Below are 17,613 nucleotides of genomic sequence, written 5' to 3'. Positions count from 1 at the left end.
ATGTGGGGACCCACAACGATGAACTCAGCGAAGAACTGTTGTCCCAGGGGATTCTTCTCGATCGGGTGGGAAGTCGCGGATCCCCCGATAATCGGCGATGACTCGGATCGCATCAAGGAGTTCTTCGCCGCGGACTTACCCGGGGCCAAGCCCCGGGCCGTGGCGAGCTGGGCCGGACCGTGCGCCGGTTCGCATTCGACATGGCGGTAGGGAGCATCGTCATCTTCCCCGGCAGAGCGGACCGGACCCTGTCCAGGACGCCGCCCCCACGGAAGCGGAGCGGGATGAAGAAGCGAGCGATTCCCTGCCCACGGCGGAGCAGATCCAGGAGAACACCAATGACTTCATCACCCGGACGCTGCTCGAGGACCTGACCCATGAAGATTTCGAGTACTTCGTGGCAGATCTGCTCCCTGCCATGGGGTATCAGGCACGCCTCAAAATCCCCCTCAAAAGGATCTATGTAGTGGACGAAAAGATTTCCTAGACTGCTGACAGTTTCAAACTCAACAACTTAATCATCGAAAGCGATCCCCCCAATGCGCGCTTCTCGCACCTATGAAACAGCCCTCCAGGCCGGAGCGGTCCTTGCCCACGTCCTGCGTCCGTTCGTGGAAGATCATGCCCCCGTCCCGGGTGATCCGGAATCGTGGGTCGAATTGATTTCCCGCTCCGACCTGCAGCGACTCGGACGACATGATGCGGAATATGCGCTCGATGATCCCCGAGTGATCCTCAAGACGATCATCTTCCACCCGGAGCAGTTCAACGGAACGTTCTCCAGAACCGACATCGGCTGGGCCAGCGAGGCGCTGCGCGTACTCCACCTGGCGAATTCGGCCACCACGAATATGTCCTCCAACACCGTGGTCGAGGGTCTGGAAGCCATGGAACTGCTTCTCGACGTCGTGGGTGCCGAGAAAGCATCCCGGCGGATCTCGGAGTTGGCCGACGGTGAGACCTTCGAGTACGCCGAACTGTTTCGGGGCTTGGAACCCGCGTCGGCCCGGCCGGCGGACGTGGTCGAGGCGCCGGGGCAGGAGCCCGACGCCGATGACACTCCCGAAGGCTCTCAAGCCGACGCCGCGGCGTCGCCCGCCAATTCCCCCGCCTCCTTCCCTGCCCCGGAGCCATCGCCCGAGGTCGATACCCAGGCTCTGGATCCGAACAGTCCGGCGCCGAGTGTGGAGATCCAGAATGAGGAAGCGCCCGCCATCGAACAGGACACGGATTCGTCCGACGACCGTCCGACGGACACCGAGCGGGGTGACCAGGATGCTGGAGAGCCGGGCACCCGGACTCCGGACGAGGAATTGCTCGAGAATCTCATTTATTACCGGGATTCTCAGCCGGGCTGCCGCACCGCGCATTTCACCAGCGGTCCCGTGAGGGTGGAGGTCCGCTATCGCGAGGCGCTCAATTTCGCGCTGGTCCACAACAACGTCAGCCCGATCGTCCAGGTCTTGGTCGGTCACACCGACGGCGAGAACAGTCATCGAGTGGAGGAGATCGTGGTGTCCCTCGGGGATGACTCCCATCCCGTGTCCGCGGATCCCCTGCGCATTGAAGCGATCACGATGCCGCCGGTGAAGGAACATCGCGACTACGGATTGCAGGAACAGGCCGGAGCGGACCTCGCATGGCATATTCCTGCGCGTCAGTTCGCCGACATCGACGAGTCGACCCAAACCACCTTGCGCATCAACGCGGTGATCGACGGCCAGCGCGAAACCCAGACCCATGCCGTCAAACTGCTGGCGCGCAACGAATGGTATGCGCAGTCGATTCCGGAATTGCTGGCCGCATTCGTCACCCCGAACAGCAAGGCGCTCGTTCCCGTTCTGCAGCGGGCCAGCGAGATCCTCCAGGAAACGACCGGGTCCTCCTCGCTCGAGGGCTATCAGACGGGTTCCGAGCGCGCGCGGTCCATTGCGGCGGCGGTGTATCGCGCCATTCACGAACTCGACCTCACCTACGTGAATCCGCCGGCGTCCTTCGAGGAGACGGGGCAGAAGATCCGCAGGGTCGAGGAGGTGATGGAGGACCGGATGGGAACCTGTCTGGACCTCAGCGTCCTTTATGCCGCGGCCCTCGAGCAAGCGGGGCTGAATCCGGTCATCGTTCGAGTCCCGGGCCACGCATTCGCGGGCTTCTTCGTCGAGGACTATCAATTGTCGGAACTCGCTCTGACCGAACGCGGGTTGATCGAGAACGTGGTCCGCAGTTCGCTCCTGGTGCCCGTGGAGATGACGATGGTCACGGGGTCCGCGGCCACCTCTTTCGATGACGCTGTCAAGGCCACCGAAAAGCACTTCGACGGCGAGATCTACTACGTACTGGACATCGCCGCTGCTCACCGTCGGATGAAGCCGCTACCCCGGTTCCGCACGAACAACGTGGGGGACGTGGTGGAGGTGGTCCAGGATCGTCCGGCACCCACACCCATCCCGCTGACCGTTCCGGAGCGGGCCGAGGAACCGGGGTCGTACCGCGAATCGGAGGAGAAGAACTTCCCGCCCAGAATTCGTGCGTGGCGGCATTCCCTCCTGGATCTGTCCCTTCGCAACCCGCTGCTCAAATTGCCCAGCCGGGCCATGTCCTTGGCGGTCGCGGAACGTTCTCTTGCGCAGTTCGAGGACATGCTCGCGGCCGGTCAGAAGCTGACCCTTCGTGCGCAGGACGACATTGCGGAGTTGGAAGTGGCGGCGGGCCATCACTCTGCCCGTGATCTCGGGGACGACTCCCTGGACCGTATCCTGCTCTCGGAAAAAACCTTGTACGCCGGTGTTTCGGTATCGAGCTACCCCGCCCGGATGGACAAACTGCGGCGGGATGCACGGCTGGGCCTCGACGAATCGGGGGCGAACAGCTTGTTCGTCACCCTGGGGGCGCTGTCCTGGAAAACGTCAACGGGTCAAGATGCTCTCGCTCCGCTCTTCCTTCTCCCCGTCCGCCTGGAGGGTGGTAAGAAGCAGAAATTCAGATTGTCCATTGACGAGGGTGCCAAGGCCGAGCCCAATTGGTGCCTCATCGAGAAGCTCCGCGCGGAATTCAATCTCAGCATCCCGGTACTGGAAGAGCCTCCGGAGGATGATCACGGGATCGATGTCCCCCGGGTGCTGCGCGAGATCCGCTCAGCACTCGCGTTGAAGAAGGTCTCGTTCCACGTGCAGCCGGATGTCCGCCTGGCCATCCTGCAGTTCGCGACAGTGGAGATGTGGCGGGACCTTGGGGAGCACTGGCAGGAATTCCTGCACAATCCCGTGGTGCAACACCTGGTGGAAACGCCCGTGGAGAACTTCGAGGACCCGGTGGCGGCTCCCGAGATCACGGAGCTGCTGGAAGCCGATGCGGTGCTTCCCGTGCCCGTAGATGGTTCACAGCTCGAAGCCATTGCGTGGGCCAGTGCGGGGAAGACCTTCGTTCTGGAGGGCCCTCCCGGTACCGGGAAGTCGCAGACCATCACGAACATGATCGCCGACAGCCTGGACAAGGGGAAGAAGGTCCTCTTCGTCGCGGAGAAGCAAGCCGCCCTCGAGGTGGTGCGGACGCGGCTCGAGCGCGTGGGTCTTGCCCCGCTCACACTCCAGCTGCACGGTCGTAAACAGTCCGTGGCAGATGTCCGTCGACAGCTCCTCGAATCCTGGGAAGCCGAACCGATGGGCAACAGTGCATCATTCGGGGCACTCAAACAGGACTTCCGCCGTTCCATCGAGTCCCTGGCCGCCTACCCCGAGAGACTGCACGGCGGTTCCATCGCTGCGCTGTCCGTGTGGCAGGCCCACCAGAATTATCTGGGTCTGGCCCATTACCGGGGACAGGCGGATCGCGGGTCCGATTTGGACGGGGTGCCCATTCCGCCCCGCATTATCCGGGACGCGGCCGAGGCGGACCGGATCTCCGCCATTGCGGGCCGGGCCGAAAAGGCGCTCAAAACACTGGGTACCCACCGGTTCGTGGAGGACCCGTGGCGGATCGCCGGGCCGGAAGCAGACGCCGCGGACACCGAAACGACCGGTCCCGGGGTCATGTATGTCGTTCGAGAATTCCTGGCCCAGCACGACCGGTTGACGGACCAGGGTAAGGAGCTCTTCCGGCGCTACCCCGACCCCGAGTCGTGGACGACGCTCACCGATTGGCTCGACCAGGTCAGAGCCGGACGCCACATGCCGCTCGCGGATTATCGTGAAGTGACCGATCGGGTTCCGGACTGGAGCGCCCAGATGGAACTGCTCCTGGCGGACATTCGACAATTTGCCACCGAACTGGGTGACTTCGCGGCGGCGCTGCGCCCTCATGCGTGGGGCGTGGACACGGCTGATCTCCAGAGCAGGATACGAGAAGCGGAGAAAAAACTCTTCGGCAAGAAACGGCTGCTGGCGGATCTCCAACAGCACGTCGAAGGGCTGGTCGTACCGTTCGCCCTGAACCGTGTCGAGGATCCCCGGGGATTCCTCAACCAGTTGAGTTGGGTGCAGGAGCGCGCCCAGAAAATCGACATGGATGCGCAGCGACTACTGCCCCAGCGGGTGACGTGGACCATTCGTGACCCCCGGCAGGTGGGTGTGCCGGAAGAAGTCCTGCAGCGCTCCCGGGGTGTGCAGCAGGTCCGGGACCTGTTCACGGATCAGGATCTCGATCTCTTCGAGCGGGGGGGCGATCCTGTCGACATGGCCGCCTACCTGCGGTCCTGGAATTCCATGATCGAAGCGCTCGACGCCGACTCCGAATCGCTTTCCGTCTGGCGCGGCGATGACGATCTGCTGACCGCCATCGACCGCAATGCGAACGAATGGCGCGAGCAAGCGGAACGGGATCGTAGTGCCGGATTGCGCCGGTACCAACGGGCGCTTGCCGCCCTCCGAGAGCTGGAAGCCAGCGGTCTTCACGATCTAACGGATGCGCTGTCCCAGGGTCGTATCGGCGTGGAGGATCTCGCGGCACGGCTTCGTTTGCGAATCGCGCGTGAGCAGTTGGCGGATCGGATGGATGACACCGACCTGCTGCAATTCGATCCGAACGATCGCTCGCAGAGGGTCGAGGAGTACAAGTCACTGAGTAACCGTGTGCGCGTGGGTCTTCGCACGGAACTGCCCTCAAGACTCCTGCGGCAGCGAGGGCTCGACAAGGACCGGCCCACCTCAGCCCAGTCGCAGCTCCGCCGTGAACTGGACAGGAAACGCGGAGGCACCATTCGTCAGCTCATCTCATCGTCGGGTGATGCCGTCCTCGACGTGACGCCGTGCATGTTGATGAGCCCCTCGAGCGTGGCCAAGAACTTGCCCGTCGGTGCCATCGAGTTCGACCTGGTCATCTTCGATGAGGCATCGCAGATCAAGGTGGCGGATGCCATCGGATCCCTGGGGCGCGCCAAGTCCGCGGTGGTGGTGGGCGATTCGCAACAGATGCCCCCGTCATCCATGTTCGCGTCCGGTTCCTCGGACGACGACGGCGGTGAGGCCCAGGATGCGGTGGTGGCCAGCGATCAGGAATCGATCCTGTCCGAAGCAGTCAGTGCGAACCTGGACCGCAAGATGCTCACGTGGCACTACCGCAGCCAGGACGAGTCCCTCATTGCGTATTCGAATCGCCGTTACTACCAGGGTGAGTTGTCGACCTTCCCGGCGCCCCCGATCGAACGGCCCGGGTTCGGCATCGCGCTCAAGCGGGTGGACGGCCACTTCGACGGAGGTGGTCGGCAGGCCACTCGTACGAACCAGGTGGAGGCGCAGCTGATCGTCGCGGACGTGGTCCGCCGTCTCGAGACCGACCCGGACACCTCGATCGGTGTGGTGACCTTCAACAAGCAGCAGCAGACACTCATCCAGGACCTTCTCGAGGACATGGACGACCCAGCCGTCCGGGAGGCCTTGGCCAAGGATGAAGACGCGCTCATCGTCAAGAATCTGGAGAACATGCAGGGGGATGAGCGGGACGTCATTCTGTTCTCGCTTGCCTTCTCACCCGATCCGGAGACCAAGAAGCTGCGCCTGCAGTTCGGCCCGTTGTCCGCCCAGGGTGGGCATCGCCGGCTGAACGTGGCCATCACCCGCGCGCGGCGCGAGGTGGTGATCTACAGTTCATTCGATCCGGAGCACATCGATCTGCAACGTACCGGTTCCGAGGGCATGAAACACCTGCGGGAATACTTGATGTTCGCTCGCGAGAACAGCGGAATCCCCGGGGGCGACGCAGGGACCCGGACACGTGAGTTGCACCGCCAGGACGTTGCGGCAGCGTTCCGGGAACACGGGTTCGAGGTGCGTGAAGAGTTCGGGATGTCCAAGTTTCAGGTGGACCTGGCGGTCCGTCCCCCGAACACCACCCGGTGGTTCGCCCTCATGCTCGACGGCCCCGCATGGGCTCGGCGGTCCACGGTTTCGGACAGGGATGCCGTGCCTGCCCAGGTGCTCACGCGGATGGGATGGGCGGATGTCATCCAGGTCTGGCTGCCCAGTTGGTGGCAGGATCGCGAGCAGGCCATCCAAGCCGTCCGAGACCGTATGGAGGCGGCGGACGAGAAGCACGACGAGGAGCCGGCGGACGCCCAAGAGAGTCTCGTGGCCCCTGAACCCGAGTACGTTCCCCAGCCGGCCCCGGAATCCGAACCGGATCTGGCGCCCGAACCGGCACCGGAGGCCAAATCAGAGCCGGAGGATCGGGATGAATGGCCTTATGCAGAAGAGGCGCCTGCAGCCGAGGAGCACTACGAGAGGGTGATGTCATCCGTGGCACCGGTAGTTCGCGGCGCGCGCGATACTGACCTCGCGGCTGCCGTCGAAGAACTCAACGGTCCGTTGGCGGATCACTCCGCGCCGATCGTCGTCGAGCCATTCCGTTCTGCGGATCAGCCCACGGTGGGTGAATTGAGCGTGTTGGATGCGCTGGCCACCGGTAGTAACCGGCGACGGGTGGCCGAACAACTGGTGGATGTCATCGAGGTAGAAGGGCCTGTGCTCGGGCACGTCCTGGCATCCAACGTTGCGGGGCGGTTCGGACTCGGGAAGACGAGTAATGCTCGACGACAAGAGATTCTTCGATGCGTCCCCCGGGACATGCCCACAACCCGCTCCGCGGGTGAAACCTGCTACTGGCCGCGCGAGATGGATCCAGCAATGTGGAGGGTGGTGCGTGTCGAGGCAGAGGGCGGAGCACCGCGTCAGATCGTGGACATCCCACCGCGGGAGATTGAGAATGCGGTGCTCCTAGCCGTCCACCGTACGGGGCAGCCCGTGTCCATGGATGACGTCGTCTCGGGGACCAACGAAATCATCGGATACAAGCGCCGCGGGAATCGGATTACGGACGCCTACAAGCAGGCGGTCACTCGACTCCTACGTTCAGGAGAGTTGTTGCGTGACGGGGACCGGTATCGCCTCAACTCCTGACGTCGCGTGAGCGACGACGGCGCGCGGCCAGGTGGCTGTGCGCCGTCGTCGTACACCTGTCCCCGAGCGCCACCACCGGTGCGACGGGCCACCCCACCCCCCTCGGTACGCTGTCGTTGAACAATTCCGGGCCGACATAGGACTCCCGCTATGACATCCGTTGCGCATCGTGGTGTGGGATGAGTGCGCCCGCGCGCGTCATCGCCGGTTCCACGATTGCGGCACTGGGAGGTTGGCTGACGCTGACATCCGCGATGATCGAGTTCCAGCAGCGCGTCGGGCCGTCGTTCGTCACGATGTACCTGTTCTGTCTGACCCTGGCTCCGGCACTCCTCGCCAGGCCGTTGCTGTCGATGCTTTCCGGCCGGCCAGTGGGCGTCATTTGGTTCGCGTGCGTAGCGGCGCAGGCGGCCCTTGCGGTCGGGGTCTTCGCGCTGAGCGAGAACAATGCGTGGGTGTTGCTCCTGTTGGCGCTGTCGGCGGTCTTCCAGAATGCGGCCGCATCCTCTCTCATGGATCTGATCGGCCGGAAGATACCCGCTGATCGCACGAGCGGAGTGATCACGGCGGTCTCGAGCGGGTCCAGCCTGGCCATCGTCCTGGGACCCGCGGCGGGTGGCATCGTCCTGGGTCTGTACTCGTTCGAGTCCGTGCTCCTGGTCCAGTTCGCGTGCCTCGTGTGCGCCATGGCCCTGGTCCCCTGGATCGGCACCGTGTCGCGCAACTCTACAGGTTCCACGTCCCGGGGTGCGACCTTCCTGCGGCCACCCCACGCCCTGGCTGGTGCACCGAGAGCGAAGCCATTGATCGGCCTGTGGGTGATCTTCGTGGTCTACGGCGTGCTCATCGACTCCTTGGAGATGCCCGTGCTCGTCGACGTGCAGGGACTGTCACCGTCCCAGGTCGGGATGTACATCTCCCTGTACGGGATGGGCGGGGTCCTGGTGTTCGCTGCCGCGACGTTCTTCAACAAGTCCACGAAGGACTCACGAACCGTGGTGGTGCTGGTCCTCGGCACATTCGTGTGGCTCTTCAACCCGCACTCCGGTCTCGCGTTGCTCGGATTCATGCTGTGCGGTCTCGGGTACTCGCTGGTGAACAGCAGTGTGCGCAACGTCTATGCCGAGATCCTGGCGAGCAACGAGGACATCCCGGTCAGTGACGCCTGGGCCTGGCTGTTCCAGGTCAGCCTCACCATCAGTGCCGGCGGGTTCCTGCTCTCCAGCGTGTTCTTCCACGGCAGTGGCAGCGTGGGTTTCCTGGTCACCCTGCTACTCGCCGTGTGCGCTCTGCTCCTACTGAGTGGGTTCCTCCTGCGCCGCAGCATGTCGAGCGCAGAATCCGATTGACGAGGCCGAGGCCCCGGCCGATCGCGCGACTGCCATCAGATGAGCTCATGCGTCCCCGGCGCCCCGTAGCGTCCACGAAGGCCCGCACGCCCGCTTACCTGGGCAATCCCTGGCAAATCCAATGAATTGGAATATTCTGGGCGTGACTTCGCGCACGGCACCCGCGGAGTGTGTTCATCCCCCCAACACACGGAGCCCCCTCGTGACCTCTGCGCAGCCCTCCATCCTCGTGGCGGACGACGACCCCGACATCCGGGACCTCGTGGTCTTCAAACTCGAACAGGCAGGGTTCGCCGTGCGGGCCGTCGTGGACGGCAGCGCGGCTCTGACCGCACTAGAGGACCTCACCCCGGACCTCGTGGTGCTGGACGTGATGATGCCGGGGCTCAGCGGCCTGGACGTCCTGCGCCAGATCCGGACCATGGACCGGCTGGACGGGGTCAAGGTGTTGCTGCTGACCGCGCGCGCCCGGGACACGGACGTGGACGACGGTTACAACACCGGTGCCGACGACTACGTGACCAAACCCTTCAGCCCCCGCGAGCTGCTGCACCGGGTCAACTCGATGCTCGGCCGGGGGCGGTGAGTGGGCGATGGCCACGCAGACCATCGTGTCCCCCCAGCTGTTGTCCGGGGTGTTGTGGGTCCTGGTATGGGCGGCGATCTTCCTGCTCGCCCTGGTGCTCGGTTCACGCACCGGCCGGTTGTGGCGGGAACACCGGGAACGCCAATTGCTCGGTGAGCTCAGGCCGGCGATGCTCGAGGTCGCCTCGGGGGAGGACGACGACCGCTCCGCGCTGACCCAGCTGACGTCGGTGGCCCCCCGGCGCACCCGCGTGGTGGACCGCGCGGTCTCCGCGATGCTCTCCAAGGTCAAGGGGGAGCCGGCCCGCGCGCTGGCCGAGGTGTTGCGCTCGCACGGCCGCTCGAGCTGGGCCCTTCGCGGGCTGTCGTCCCGCCGGGCGATCCGCCGCGCGTACGCCGCGTGGACCCTCGGGCTGATGCGGGAGCGCGAGTCGGGCGGCAAGATCGTCCCCCTGCTCCAGGACCGTTCCATGGACGTGGTGGTCGCCGCCGCGCGCGCCCTCACGCTCATCGGCGACGGCGCAGCCGCCCGACCCGTCGTACGCGCGGTGGCCCCGCGACGTCGCCCGCGCGGGCTCCCGAGCTGGGTGGCCGTGGAGTCCCTGTGCACGTTCGACGAGCCCGTGGCCGGGGTGGTCGTGGAGGCGACGACGCACCCGCAGCCTTCCGTGCGCCACGTCGCCGCCACGGTGATCGGCTCCCGCCCGCTGCCGCAAGCGGCACCCGTGGTGCGGGAACGCATCGCCGCCGAGGAGGACCCCCGAACGCTCGCGGCCCTCGTGGAAGCGCTCGGCAAGATCGGGGGCTCGAGCGACTTGACGCTGCTTGCGCGCTTCGCCCGCCACCCGGACGAGACCGTGGCGCTCGCCGCCGTGGACGCCCTCGAGGCGATCGGCCTGCCCTCCTCGGTGGAGGCGCTGGCTCCCCTCGTGGCGGACACCCGCCCGCGACCGTCGGAACGGGCGGCCGTGGCGCTCACGGAACTGGGCCCGCGGGGCCGCGAGCAACTGCGGGAGTTCGCGAAGACCCCGGGCCCCGCCGTGCAACCGGCCACCTACGCCCTGCAACTGACCGCCATGAGGAGCGCCACGCGTGGACTGGATTGAGCTGTTACGCACCGGGGTAGCCGCGGTGCTCGCGTTCGTGGCGTGGCCCGTGCTCGTCTACTTCCTGCTGATCAACTCCTCCTACCTGGTGATGATCGTGCTCGCCGCGGTGGACTTCGTGGCCTACCGCCGACGGATCCCGTTCGCCGGGCGGGAGGAACTCATGCGCTCGCGGACCATGCCGGGGATCAGCGTGGTCACCGCCATGCACAACGAGGAGATGGGGATCCGCGTGGCCGTGGAATCCTTCCTGTCCCTGCAGCACCCGCACCACGAGGTCGTGGTGGTGGACGACGGCAGCAGCGACAACGGCTTCGAGGTGCTGCGCAAGGCCTTCGACCTGGTGCCCGTGGCCCGCCGCATGCCCGAGGACGTCCCGGTGCGGGAGGCCCCCACGAGCATCCACGTCCCCCGGGACGGGCGGACCCGGCTCACGGTGGTGCGCAAGGCCAACTCGGGCCGCTCGGACTCGATCAACGTGGGCGTGAACCTGGCCCGCGAGGACCTCGTGCTGTTCGTGGACTCGGACTCCATCCTGGATCCCGGCTCGCTGCTCGCGGTGTCCCGGCCGTTCATCGAGGACCCGATCAACATGGTGGCCGCCGGCGGAGTGATCCGCGCCGTCAACGGATGCCGGGTTAAGGGCGGTCGTGTCCTGGAGGTGCGGATGCCCGGCAGCCCCCTGGCGGACATCCAGGTGCTCGAATACCTCCGGGCGTTCCACCTGGGCCGCGCCGGGTGGTCCCGGATCAACGCGTTGCTGCTGATCAGCGGGGCGTTCGGGGTTTTCCGCCGGGACGCGCTCGTGTCGGTGGGCGGATTGGACGCCAACAGCATCGGGGAGGACTTCGAGCTGGTCATGCGGTTGCACAGGACCTTCCGGAAACAACGCAAGCCCTACCGGGTCACGTTCCTGACCGAACCGATCTGCTGGACCGAGGTGCCCAGTACCGTGCCCGTGCTGCGCCGACAGCGCTCCCGCTGGCACCGCGGTCTGTGGGAGACCCTGTGGGCCTACCGGGGCATGCTGTTCAACCCCCGCTACGGCCGCCTGGGACTCGTGGCGGTGCCGTACTACTGGCTCTTCGAGCTGATCGCCCCGCTGCTGGAACTCGCCGGACTGGTACTGATCGCCCTGGGCTTCGCGCTGGGACTCGTGTCCTGGCAGTACTTCCTGCTGTTCATGCTCGTGGCCTACGCGTACGCGATCATCGTGACGCTGGCCGCCGTGACCGTGGAGGAGCTGAGCTACCACAAGTACCCCCGCTGGCGGGACCTGGGGGTCACCCTCGTGGCCGCGGTGCTCGAGAACGCGGGATACCGCCAACTCACGGCGTGGTGGCGCATGGAGGGCTGGTTGGCGGCCCTGACCCGGCGCGAGCAGAAGTGGGGCACCATGACCCGCTCGGGCTTCACCGAGGTGGACGGATGAGCGCCCGCTTCCCGGCACTGGCCCGCGTGCGGGACGGCGTCCGCCACCGCGGGGTGCGCGCCATCCTCCTGCAGGTGCTCGTCCTGCTGTGCCTCGTGCTGGTCTTCACCGGCGCCACCGCGCTGTGGGGCCTGCACACGGTGCAGCTGAACGTGGCCACCACGCGCACCACCATCACCCCCCTGGTGGATGCCACGCACCAGGTGGAGGCCACGCTGCTGCGCGCCCAGACGGCCGCGCGCGGCTACGCGGTCAGTGGAGACCGGACCTTTGCGCGGGAGTACGCGGAGGCCACGGCGGACCTCACCGGGGCCCAGGAGGTTCTGGGCGAGGTGGCGGCCGGACGGGTGCCGCAGCTGCGGTCCCTGAACGAGTCCGTGGACACGTGGCTCGGCCTGACTCGGGAACCGGGGAGGGACACCCCGCGGAGATCCATGGACCTCTCCCGCACGGCACCCGCCATGGACCGGGCCCTCGGCACACTGGAAGACGTCAGGGCGGAGGTCTCCAGCCTGCGGGAGCAGCGCAGAGCGGACCTGAACCGGTCCATGACCCTGGCCGCGGCCGCCGTGGTGACTGCCGCGGTGCTGTCGATCGCGGTGACGCTCCTCGCCCTGCGCCGTGCGGACCGCGCCCTCGGGGCACCGCTGCTCACGCTGCAGCGCACGGTGGCGAGGCAGCGCGCGGGCGACCACGACGCCGTCGCGGACACCTCCCGCGGCGCTGTGGAGGTGGTGGATCTCGCCGCGTCCTTCAACGCCTTCACCCGCGAGGCCCGGGACGTGGTGAAGCAACGGGAGCGCACGCTGGAGCAGCTCACGGAGCTCGACCGTCAGAAGTCCGTGTTCGTCTCCACCACCAACCACGAGCTGCGAACCCCGCTCACGTCCATCAGTGGCTATGTGGAGATGCTCCAGGACGGGGATTTCGGCGGCGTCGGCCCGGAACAGGCCCGCGTGCTGGAAGTGGTGCGGCGCAACACGGAGCGGCTGCGGCTGCTGATCGAGGACCTGCTGCTGATCAACAAGCTGGACCAGGACCAGGAGAACCGCTCGGCGCGCCACCGTGTGCTGGACCTCGCAGAGTGCGTGTCCGGGGTGGTCACCAATCTCGTTCCCCAGGCCGTGGCGGGCGAAGTGACCGTCCACGCGGACACGGACGGTTCGTGGCCCGTGTTCGGGGACCGCGACCGTCTGGAGCGGGCCGTCACCAACGTGGTGGGCAACGCCATCAAGTTCACCCCGCCCCACGGCGCCGTCACGCTGACGCTGGAACACACGCCCGGTGGCACGGGAGTCCGCCTGACGTGCACTGACACCGGGATGGGCATTCCCGAGAAAGAGGTCGGGTCCCTCTTCACGAGCTTCACCCGGGCCTCCAACGCCACGGCCCAGCAGGTGCCCGGAACGGGACTGGGGCTCGTGATCATGCGCACCATCGTGGAGCAGCACGGCGGCACGGTGGGTCTGCGCTCGGTCGAGGGGGAGGGGACCACGGTCACCCTGGATCTGCCCTTGGCTCCTTCCGCGGACGCCGCAACCGCTTGAGGATACCCCCAGATGGTATATAGGGTGGGGTGATCGTTTCCCGGGATCGTGACGGCACGCGGTGGTGTTCGCCGTGATGGTCGCCGATCCCGGGGGCGCCCCGGACTCTCCCGAAAGGATCACTGCCGTTCGTCGTCTTCCCGTCACCCTGGCCGGTCTGCTCATTCTCGCGGGCGCCACCGCGTGCTCGTCGGCGCAGGATGAGCAAGCGCCCCCGACGACGCCGCACGCGCACTCCACGGCAGAGTCGCCCTCGGTGTCGTCGTCCCCCGCTGCGAGTGCGTCCCCCACGACGGGCGCGTCCGGGACGGGTCACGCTCACATGCACGAGCACGCGATGGATGGCGGGCCCGCACCGGAGGGGATCACCCCGGCGGCGAATCCCACGTATCCCGTGGGCAGCGAGGTCACGCTGACCGCGGATCACATGCCCGGGATGAAAGGTGCACCCGCCACCGTCTCGGGTGCCTACTCGACCACCGCGTACTCCGTGAACTACGAGCCCACCGACGGCGGGCCGGAGGTCACCGATCACAAGTGGGTCGTCCAGGAGGAGATCCGGGACGCCGGTTCCGAGCGCCTGCCGGACGGCGCGTCCGTGACGATCGAGGCCGACCACATGCCCGGGATGAAGGGCGCGCACGGGACCATCGAGTCCTCGACAACCCAGACCGTCTACATGGTCGACTACGAGAGCGACGGGATGACCATGACCAACCACAAGTGGGTCGTGGAGGACGAGCTGCACGCGCGGGACTGAGCATGACCTCGGGGTGGGTGAATCCGCTGCGCGCGAAGCCCTCGTGTGCCCGGATCACGAGCATGCCACACTGGCGGGATGACTAGCACCGAGAGCGTCGACAGCACCCAGATCCAGCTCGTGTCCCGCCCGGAGGGCTGGCCCACCCACGAGAACTTCCGCACGGTGACCGAGCAGTTGCCGCCCCTCGAGGACGGCCAGGTGCGGGTCCGCAACGAATTCCTGTCCGTGGACCCCTACATGCGCGGGCGGATGCGGGACGAGAAGAGCTACATCGAGCCGTTCGCACTGAACGAGACCATGACCGGCGGTGCGGTGGGTCGCGTCGTCGAATCCCGCGCGCAGGACCTTCCGGAAGGCACGCCCGTGCTGCACCAGCTGGGCTGGCGGGACGTGGCCCAGGGCCCGGCCAAGGCGTTCACCCCCGTGCAGGAGATCGACGGTGCCCCGCTGTCCGTGTACCTGGGGATCTTCGGGCTCACCGGCATGACGGCGTACACCGGGCTCACCCGGATCGCGCGGCTGCGTGAGGGGGACCGGGTGTTCGTGTCCGGGGCGGCGGGCGCCGTGGGTTCCGCGGCGGGCCAGATCGCGTCCCTGCTGGGCGCGTCCCACGTGATCGGCTCCGCGGGTTCGGACGAGAAGGCCGAGCTGTTGACCGAGAAGTACGGGTTCGACGCCGTGATCAATTACAAGGAGGCGCCCATCCGCGAGCAGTTGGCGCGGGTCGCGGGGGGACAGCGGCGTCGACGTCTACTACGACAACGTGGGCGGCGACCACCTGGAGGCCGCGCTGGACGTACTCAACCGGCACGGGCGCGTGGCGGCGTGCGGGGCGATCAGCCAATACAACGCGACCGAGGCGCCGTGCGGCCCGGACAACATGGGCAATCTGATCAAGAACTCCCTGACACTGGAGGGCTTCACCATGGGCGACCACATGGACGTGGCCGCGGAGTTCACCGAGAAGATGACCGGGTGGTTCCGGGAGGGCCGCATTCGCTACGACGAGACCGTGGTGGAGGGCCTGGAGAACGCCGTGGACGCGTTCCTGGACATGATGAAGGGCGAGAACAAGGGTAAGATGGTCGTCAAGTTGTGAGACGGGGTATCACGCGCGCCACGCGACTCGGGCGCCCGCTCAAGTGACACCCGGGCGGCATCCCCGAACCCCGTTGACACGTGCTGTGCGGTTGGGGATGCTCGGGACACGGCGCCGTCGCCCGAGCCCGCGGGTACGGGACGGCGGAGCGCACACAGGTGGGCACGCGACGTCGAACCGGGCGACTCCCGGACACCGCGCCGCGGCGCACGCGAGACGAAGGAGCGAAGTCATGGGCAACGATCAGCGGGACGACTCGGTCAGCCAGGTGGACTCGGACGAGCAGAAGCAGAAGGCCGCCGAGCAGGCGGATTCCCCGGAACAGCAGGAATTCTTCGAGGAGCAGGCCGGCGCGGAAGAGGACTCGCAGGGCTACGGCCACTGAGCCCACTGGGCCGCCCGCACGTTCGGGCATCAGCTAAAGAACGGCCCCGCGTGAACTCACGCGGGGCCGTTCTCCACTGTCGACAGTCGACTGACGGACGAAACTTACTTGCGCTTGTTCTCGAGGGTCTGCTCGTACTGGGCGAGAGCCAGGCCCACGCTCATGAAGGTGGGCGCCCAGTGGCCCACGAAGATGCCCCAGCGGTCCGACTGGGCCTTGGAGTCGTCGCTCTTGAGACGCGAGATTCCCCACGACACGAAGGACAGGGCGATCGAGCCCATGCCCGCGGTGTAGGCGTACTCGGAGCGGATACCGACGTCGTGCAGGGTCTTCATGATCATGGTGTGATCTCCGTTCTGCTCTGCTGAGCGTGTGGTTCTCGAGCGGGTTTGGGTACCTCCACCGTAAATCCTGGGGGACCAAATAGTAAGGGGGGTGATGGATCGGTTTTCGCCCGGTCTTCATGCCCTTTCCCGCCACTTTCCGCGCCCGCTCCGGGGCGGGGCTCGGCGCCCGGGCCGCGCGCCGTCGCGCGGACGTGACAGGCTGGGGCCATGACTGATTCCGCTGCAACAGTGCTCCTGGCCGGCTGCGGGGACGTGGGGACCGCCCTGGGGCTGCGCCTCGCCGAGCCCGGCGTGCGCGCGGTGGGCGTGCGGCGCCGCGCGGACGCGCTGCCCGGGCCCATCGAGCCGGTCTCCCTGGACCTCACTGACCCGGGGGACGCCGTCCTTCCCGCGGTCGACGCCGTGGTGATCACCCTCACCGCCGACGGCCGCGACGCTGCCGCCTACGAACGCACCTACCTGGGCGCCTTGCGGGGTCTGCGCCGGGCCCTACCGTCCGACGCCGCGCCGCGCGTGGTGCTCGTGTCCTCCACGGGCGTGCTGGGTGGCGCCGACGGCGAGGTCGTCACCGAGGCCACCCCGCCGGCCCCCCAGCGCACCACCGCCCACGTGCTGCTCGCCGCGGAGGAGCTCGCCGCCGAGCTCTTCCCGGACCTGGTCATCGTGCGCCCCGCGGGGATCTATGGTCCCGGGCGCACGTCCCTGATCGAGCGGGTCCGCACGGGCGCGCCCGTCACCCATCGGCGCGTGACCAACCGGATCCACCGGGACGATCTCGTCACGGTCCTCACCGCCGTGCTCGACGCTCCCGAGCCGCCGCGGTTGCTGCACGCCGTGGATCACGACGCCGCTCGGCTGGGTGACGTCGTCACGCACCTCGCGGGGCGGCTGGGGGTGGCAGTGCCTCAGGACAACTCGCCCGCGGGGGACGGGCCGCTCGGCAAGATCATCGACGGGGCGCTCGTGCACTCCCTGGTTCCTCGCTCCCGGTGGCGCTACCCCACGTTCCGGGAGGGGTACGACGCGCTGCTGGGCGCGGCGGCGTCGTCGTCAGAGGACCGCGACGTCGCCGAGCGTGACGGCGAGACCAGGCGGGACGCGTCGTCGGACGCCTCTACCGAACCGCGAGGCACGTGAATGGCCGCGGAGACCCACTGGCTGCTGCCCATCAATCCGGCCGCTCACGGAGAGCACATGCCCGCCGACTGGCGCACCCGCGCGGATGCCACGGCGGTGTGGGAGGCGATCGGGCGCTCGCAGCCCGCCGATCGGTGGTGCCTGCGCACGGGCTACCGGACCATGGCGGCGGGGGACGCGATCTGGGCCTACCTGTCCCAGCGGCAGGAGCTGTGCGCCACGGGCACCGTGCGGGAGGTCGTGCAGGAGGGCGACGAGTGGTTCGTGCTCGTGGACTGGGATGCGGAGCGGACCACGCGGCTGTGCCGGAACCCGATCCCGCGCGAGGTCTTCGGGCAGGTGCCCATGTCCGTGAGTCGGGCGGGGAAGGCCGCGGTGGGGGCGCTGCGGGCGGCATTCACGCGGCCGGATTGAGAGAACTTCGCTAATACCTCACGAGTAGGTACTTTGGGGACCCTCCAGGGAATACGACACT

The 17,613-nt window shown here is 67.0% G+C and carries 12 protein-coding genes and 1 pseudogene; 12 read left to right on the top strand and 1 reads right to left on the bottom strand.

All coding sequences use genetic code 11. From position 1 onward, the window contains the following. Positions 1–18 precede the first annotated feature (18 nt). From AS25_RS14965 to AS25_RS14960, 10 genes and pseudogenes are all read left to right on the top strand, one after another. Positions 19–210, top strand: a complete 192-nt coding sequence (locus AS25_RS14965) for a hypothetical protein (RefSeq protein ID WP_172644460.1) — start codon at positions 19–21, stop codon at positions 208–210. Positions 211–611: 401 nt separating this feature from the next. Continuing rightward, complete coding sequence (gene proA / locus AS25_RS13185) at positions 612–7,388, top strand: anti-phage protein ProA (RefSeq protein ID WP_172644459.1); 6,777 nt, start codon at positions 612–614, stop codon at positions 7,386–7,388. A 179-nt stretch (positions 7,389–7,567) separates the two neighbouring features. Next, positions 7,568–8,737 (top strand): MFS transporter, encoded by a 1,170-nt coding sequence (locus AS25_RS13180; RefSeq protein WP_035965710.1) that lies wholly within the window; start codon positions 7,568–7,570, stop codon positions 8,735–8,737. Positions 8,738–8,939: 202 nt separating this feature from the next. Further along, the gene (locus AS25_RS13175) at positions 8,940–9,323 is read left to right on the top strand and encodes a response regulator transcription factor (RefSeq protein ID WP_035965708.1); all 384 of its coding nucleotides are present in this window, start codon (positions 8,940–8,942) and stop codon (positions 9,321–9,323) included. Positions 9,324–9,330: 7 nt separating this feature from the next. Continuing rightward, entirely contained in the window at positions 9,331–10,428 is a 1,098-nt protein-coding gene (locus tag AS25_RS13170; RefSeq protein WP_035965706.1) for a HEAT repeat domain-containing protein, read from the top strand. Further along, on the top strand, positions 10,415–11,860 hold the full coding sequence (locus tag AS25_RS13165) for a glycosyltransferase family 2 protein (RefSeq protein WP_035965705.1): 1,446 nt from the start codon (positions 10,415–10,417) through the stop codon (positions 11,858–11,860). Before AS25_RS13170 ends, AS25_RS13165 begins: the two co-directional genes overlap by 14 nt. Next, positions 11,857–13,407 carry a sensor histidine kinase gene (locus AS25_RS13160; protein WP_052161004.1) on the top strand — a complete coding sequence of 517 codons (1,551 nt, stop codon included), beginning with the start codon at positions 11,857–11,859 and terminating at the stop codon, positions 13,405–13,407. The genes AS25_RS13165 and AS25_RS13160 overlap by 4 nt, the downstream gene beginning before the upstream one ends. 76 nt (positions 13,408–13,483) lie before the next feature. Beyond that, positions 13,484–14,167, top strand: a complete 684-nt coding sequence (locus AS25_RS13155; protein ID WP_052161012.1) for a YdhK family protein — start codon at positions 13,484–13,486, stop codon at positions 14,165–14,167. 78 nt (positions 14,168–14,245) lie between these two features. Next, a pseudogene (locus AS25_RS13150) lies at positions 14,246–15,269 on the top strand (NADP-dependent oxidoreductase). 232 nt (positions 15,270–15,501) lie between these two features. Continuing rightward, the gene (locus tag AS25_RS14960) at positions 15,502–15,654 is read left to right on the top strand and encodes a hypothetical protein (RefSeq protein ID WP_172644458.1); all 153 of its coding nucleotides are present in this window, start codon (positions 15,502–15,504) and stop codon (positions 15,652–15,654) included. A gap of 104 nt (positions 15,655–15,758) precedes the next feature. Here the strand turns inward: AS25_RS14960 and AS25_RS13145 are convergent, their stop codons facing one another. Beyond that, positions 15,759–15,995, bottom strand: a complete 237-nt coding sequence (locus tag AS25_RS13145; protein WP_035965703.1) for a hypothetical protein — start codon at positions 15,993–15,995, stop codon at positions 15,759–15,761. 213 nt (positions 15,996–16,208) lie between these two features. On the opposite strand from AS25_RS13145, the gene AS25_RS13140 reads away from it, so the two are divergent. Beyond that, positions 16,209–17,138 (top strand): NAD-dependent epimerase/dehydratase family protein, encoded by a 930-nt coding sequence (locus tag AS25_RS13140; RefSeq protein ID WP_253270597.1) that lies wholly within the window; start codon positions 16,209–16,211, stop codon positions 17,136–17,138. Continuing rightward, entirely contained in the window at positions 17,139–17,552 is a 414-nt protein-coding gene (locus AS25_RS13135; RefSeq protein ID WP_035965701.1) for a hypothetical protein, read from the top strand. Positions 17,553–17,613 lie beyond the last annotated feature (61 nt).

Source organism: Kocuria marina (genome assembly GCF_000786655.1).
Classification (GTDB): Bacteria; Actinomycetota; Actinomycetes; order Actinomycetales; family Micrococcaceae; genus Kocuria; species Kocuria marina_A.
Note: the sequence above shows the minus strand (reverse complement) of the source record. Positions and strands in the feature narration are given on the sequence as shown.

Excerpts from the sequence above, each read along its gene's own strand:
- AS25_RS14965 (WP_172644460.1), top strand. The coding sequence starts at position 19 with ATGAACTCAGCGAAGAACTGTTGTCCCAGGGGATTCTTCTCGATCGGG.
- AS25_RS13135 (WP_035965701.1), top strand. The coding sequence starts at position 17,139 with ATGGCCGCGGAGACCCACTGGCTGCTGCCCATCAATCCGGCCGCTCAC.
- AS25_RS13170 (WP_035965706.1), top strand. The coding sequence starts at position 9,331 with ATGGCCACGCAGACCATCGTGTCCCCCCAGCTGTTGTCCGGGGTGTTG.
- AS25_RS13155 (WP_052161012.1), top strand. The coding sequence starts at position 13,484 with ATGGTCGCCGATCCCGGGGGCGCCCCGGACTCTCCCGAAAGGATCACT.
- AS25_RS13160 (WP_052161004.1), top strand. The coding sequence starts at position 11,857 with ATGAGCGCCCGCTTCCCGGCACTGGCCCGCGTGCGGGACGGCGTCCGC.
- AS25_RS13145 (WP_035965703.1), bottom strand. The coding sequence starts at position 15,995 with ATGATCATGAAGACCCTGCACGACGTCGGTATCCGCTCCGAGTACGCC.
- AS25_RS13140 (WP_253270597.1), top strand. The coding sequence starts at position 16,209 with ATGACTGATTCCGCTGCAACAGTGCTCCTGGCCGGCTGCGGGGACGTG.
- AS25_RS13180 (WP_035965710.1), top strand. The coding sequence starts at position 7,568 with ATGAGTGCGCCCGCGCGCGTCATCGCCGGTTCCACGATTGCGGCACTG.
- AS25_RS14960 (WP_172644458.1), top strand. The coding sequence starts at position 15,502 with ATGGGCAACGATCAGCGGGACGACTCGGTCAGCCAGGTGGACTCGGAC.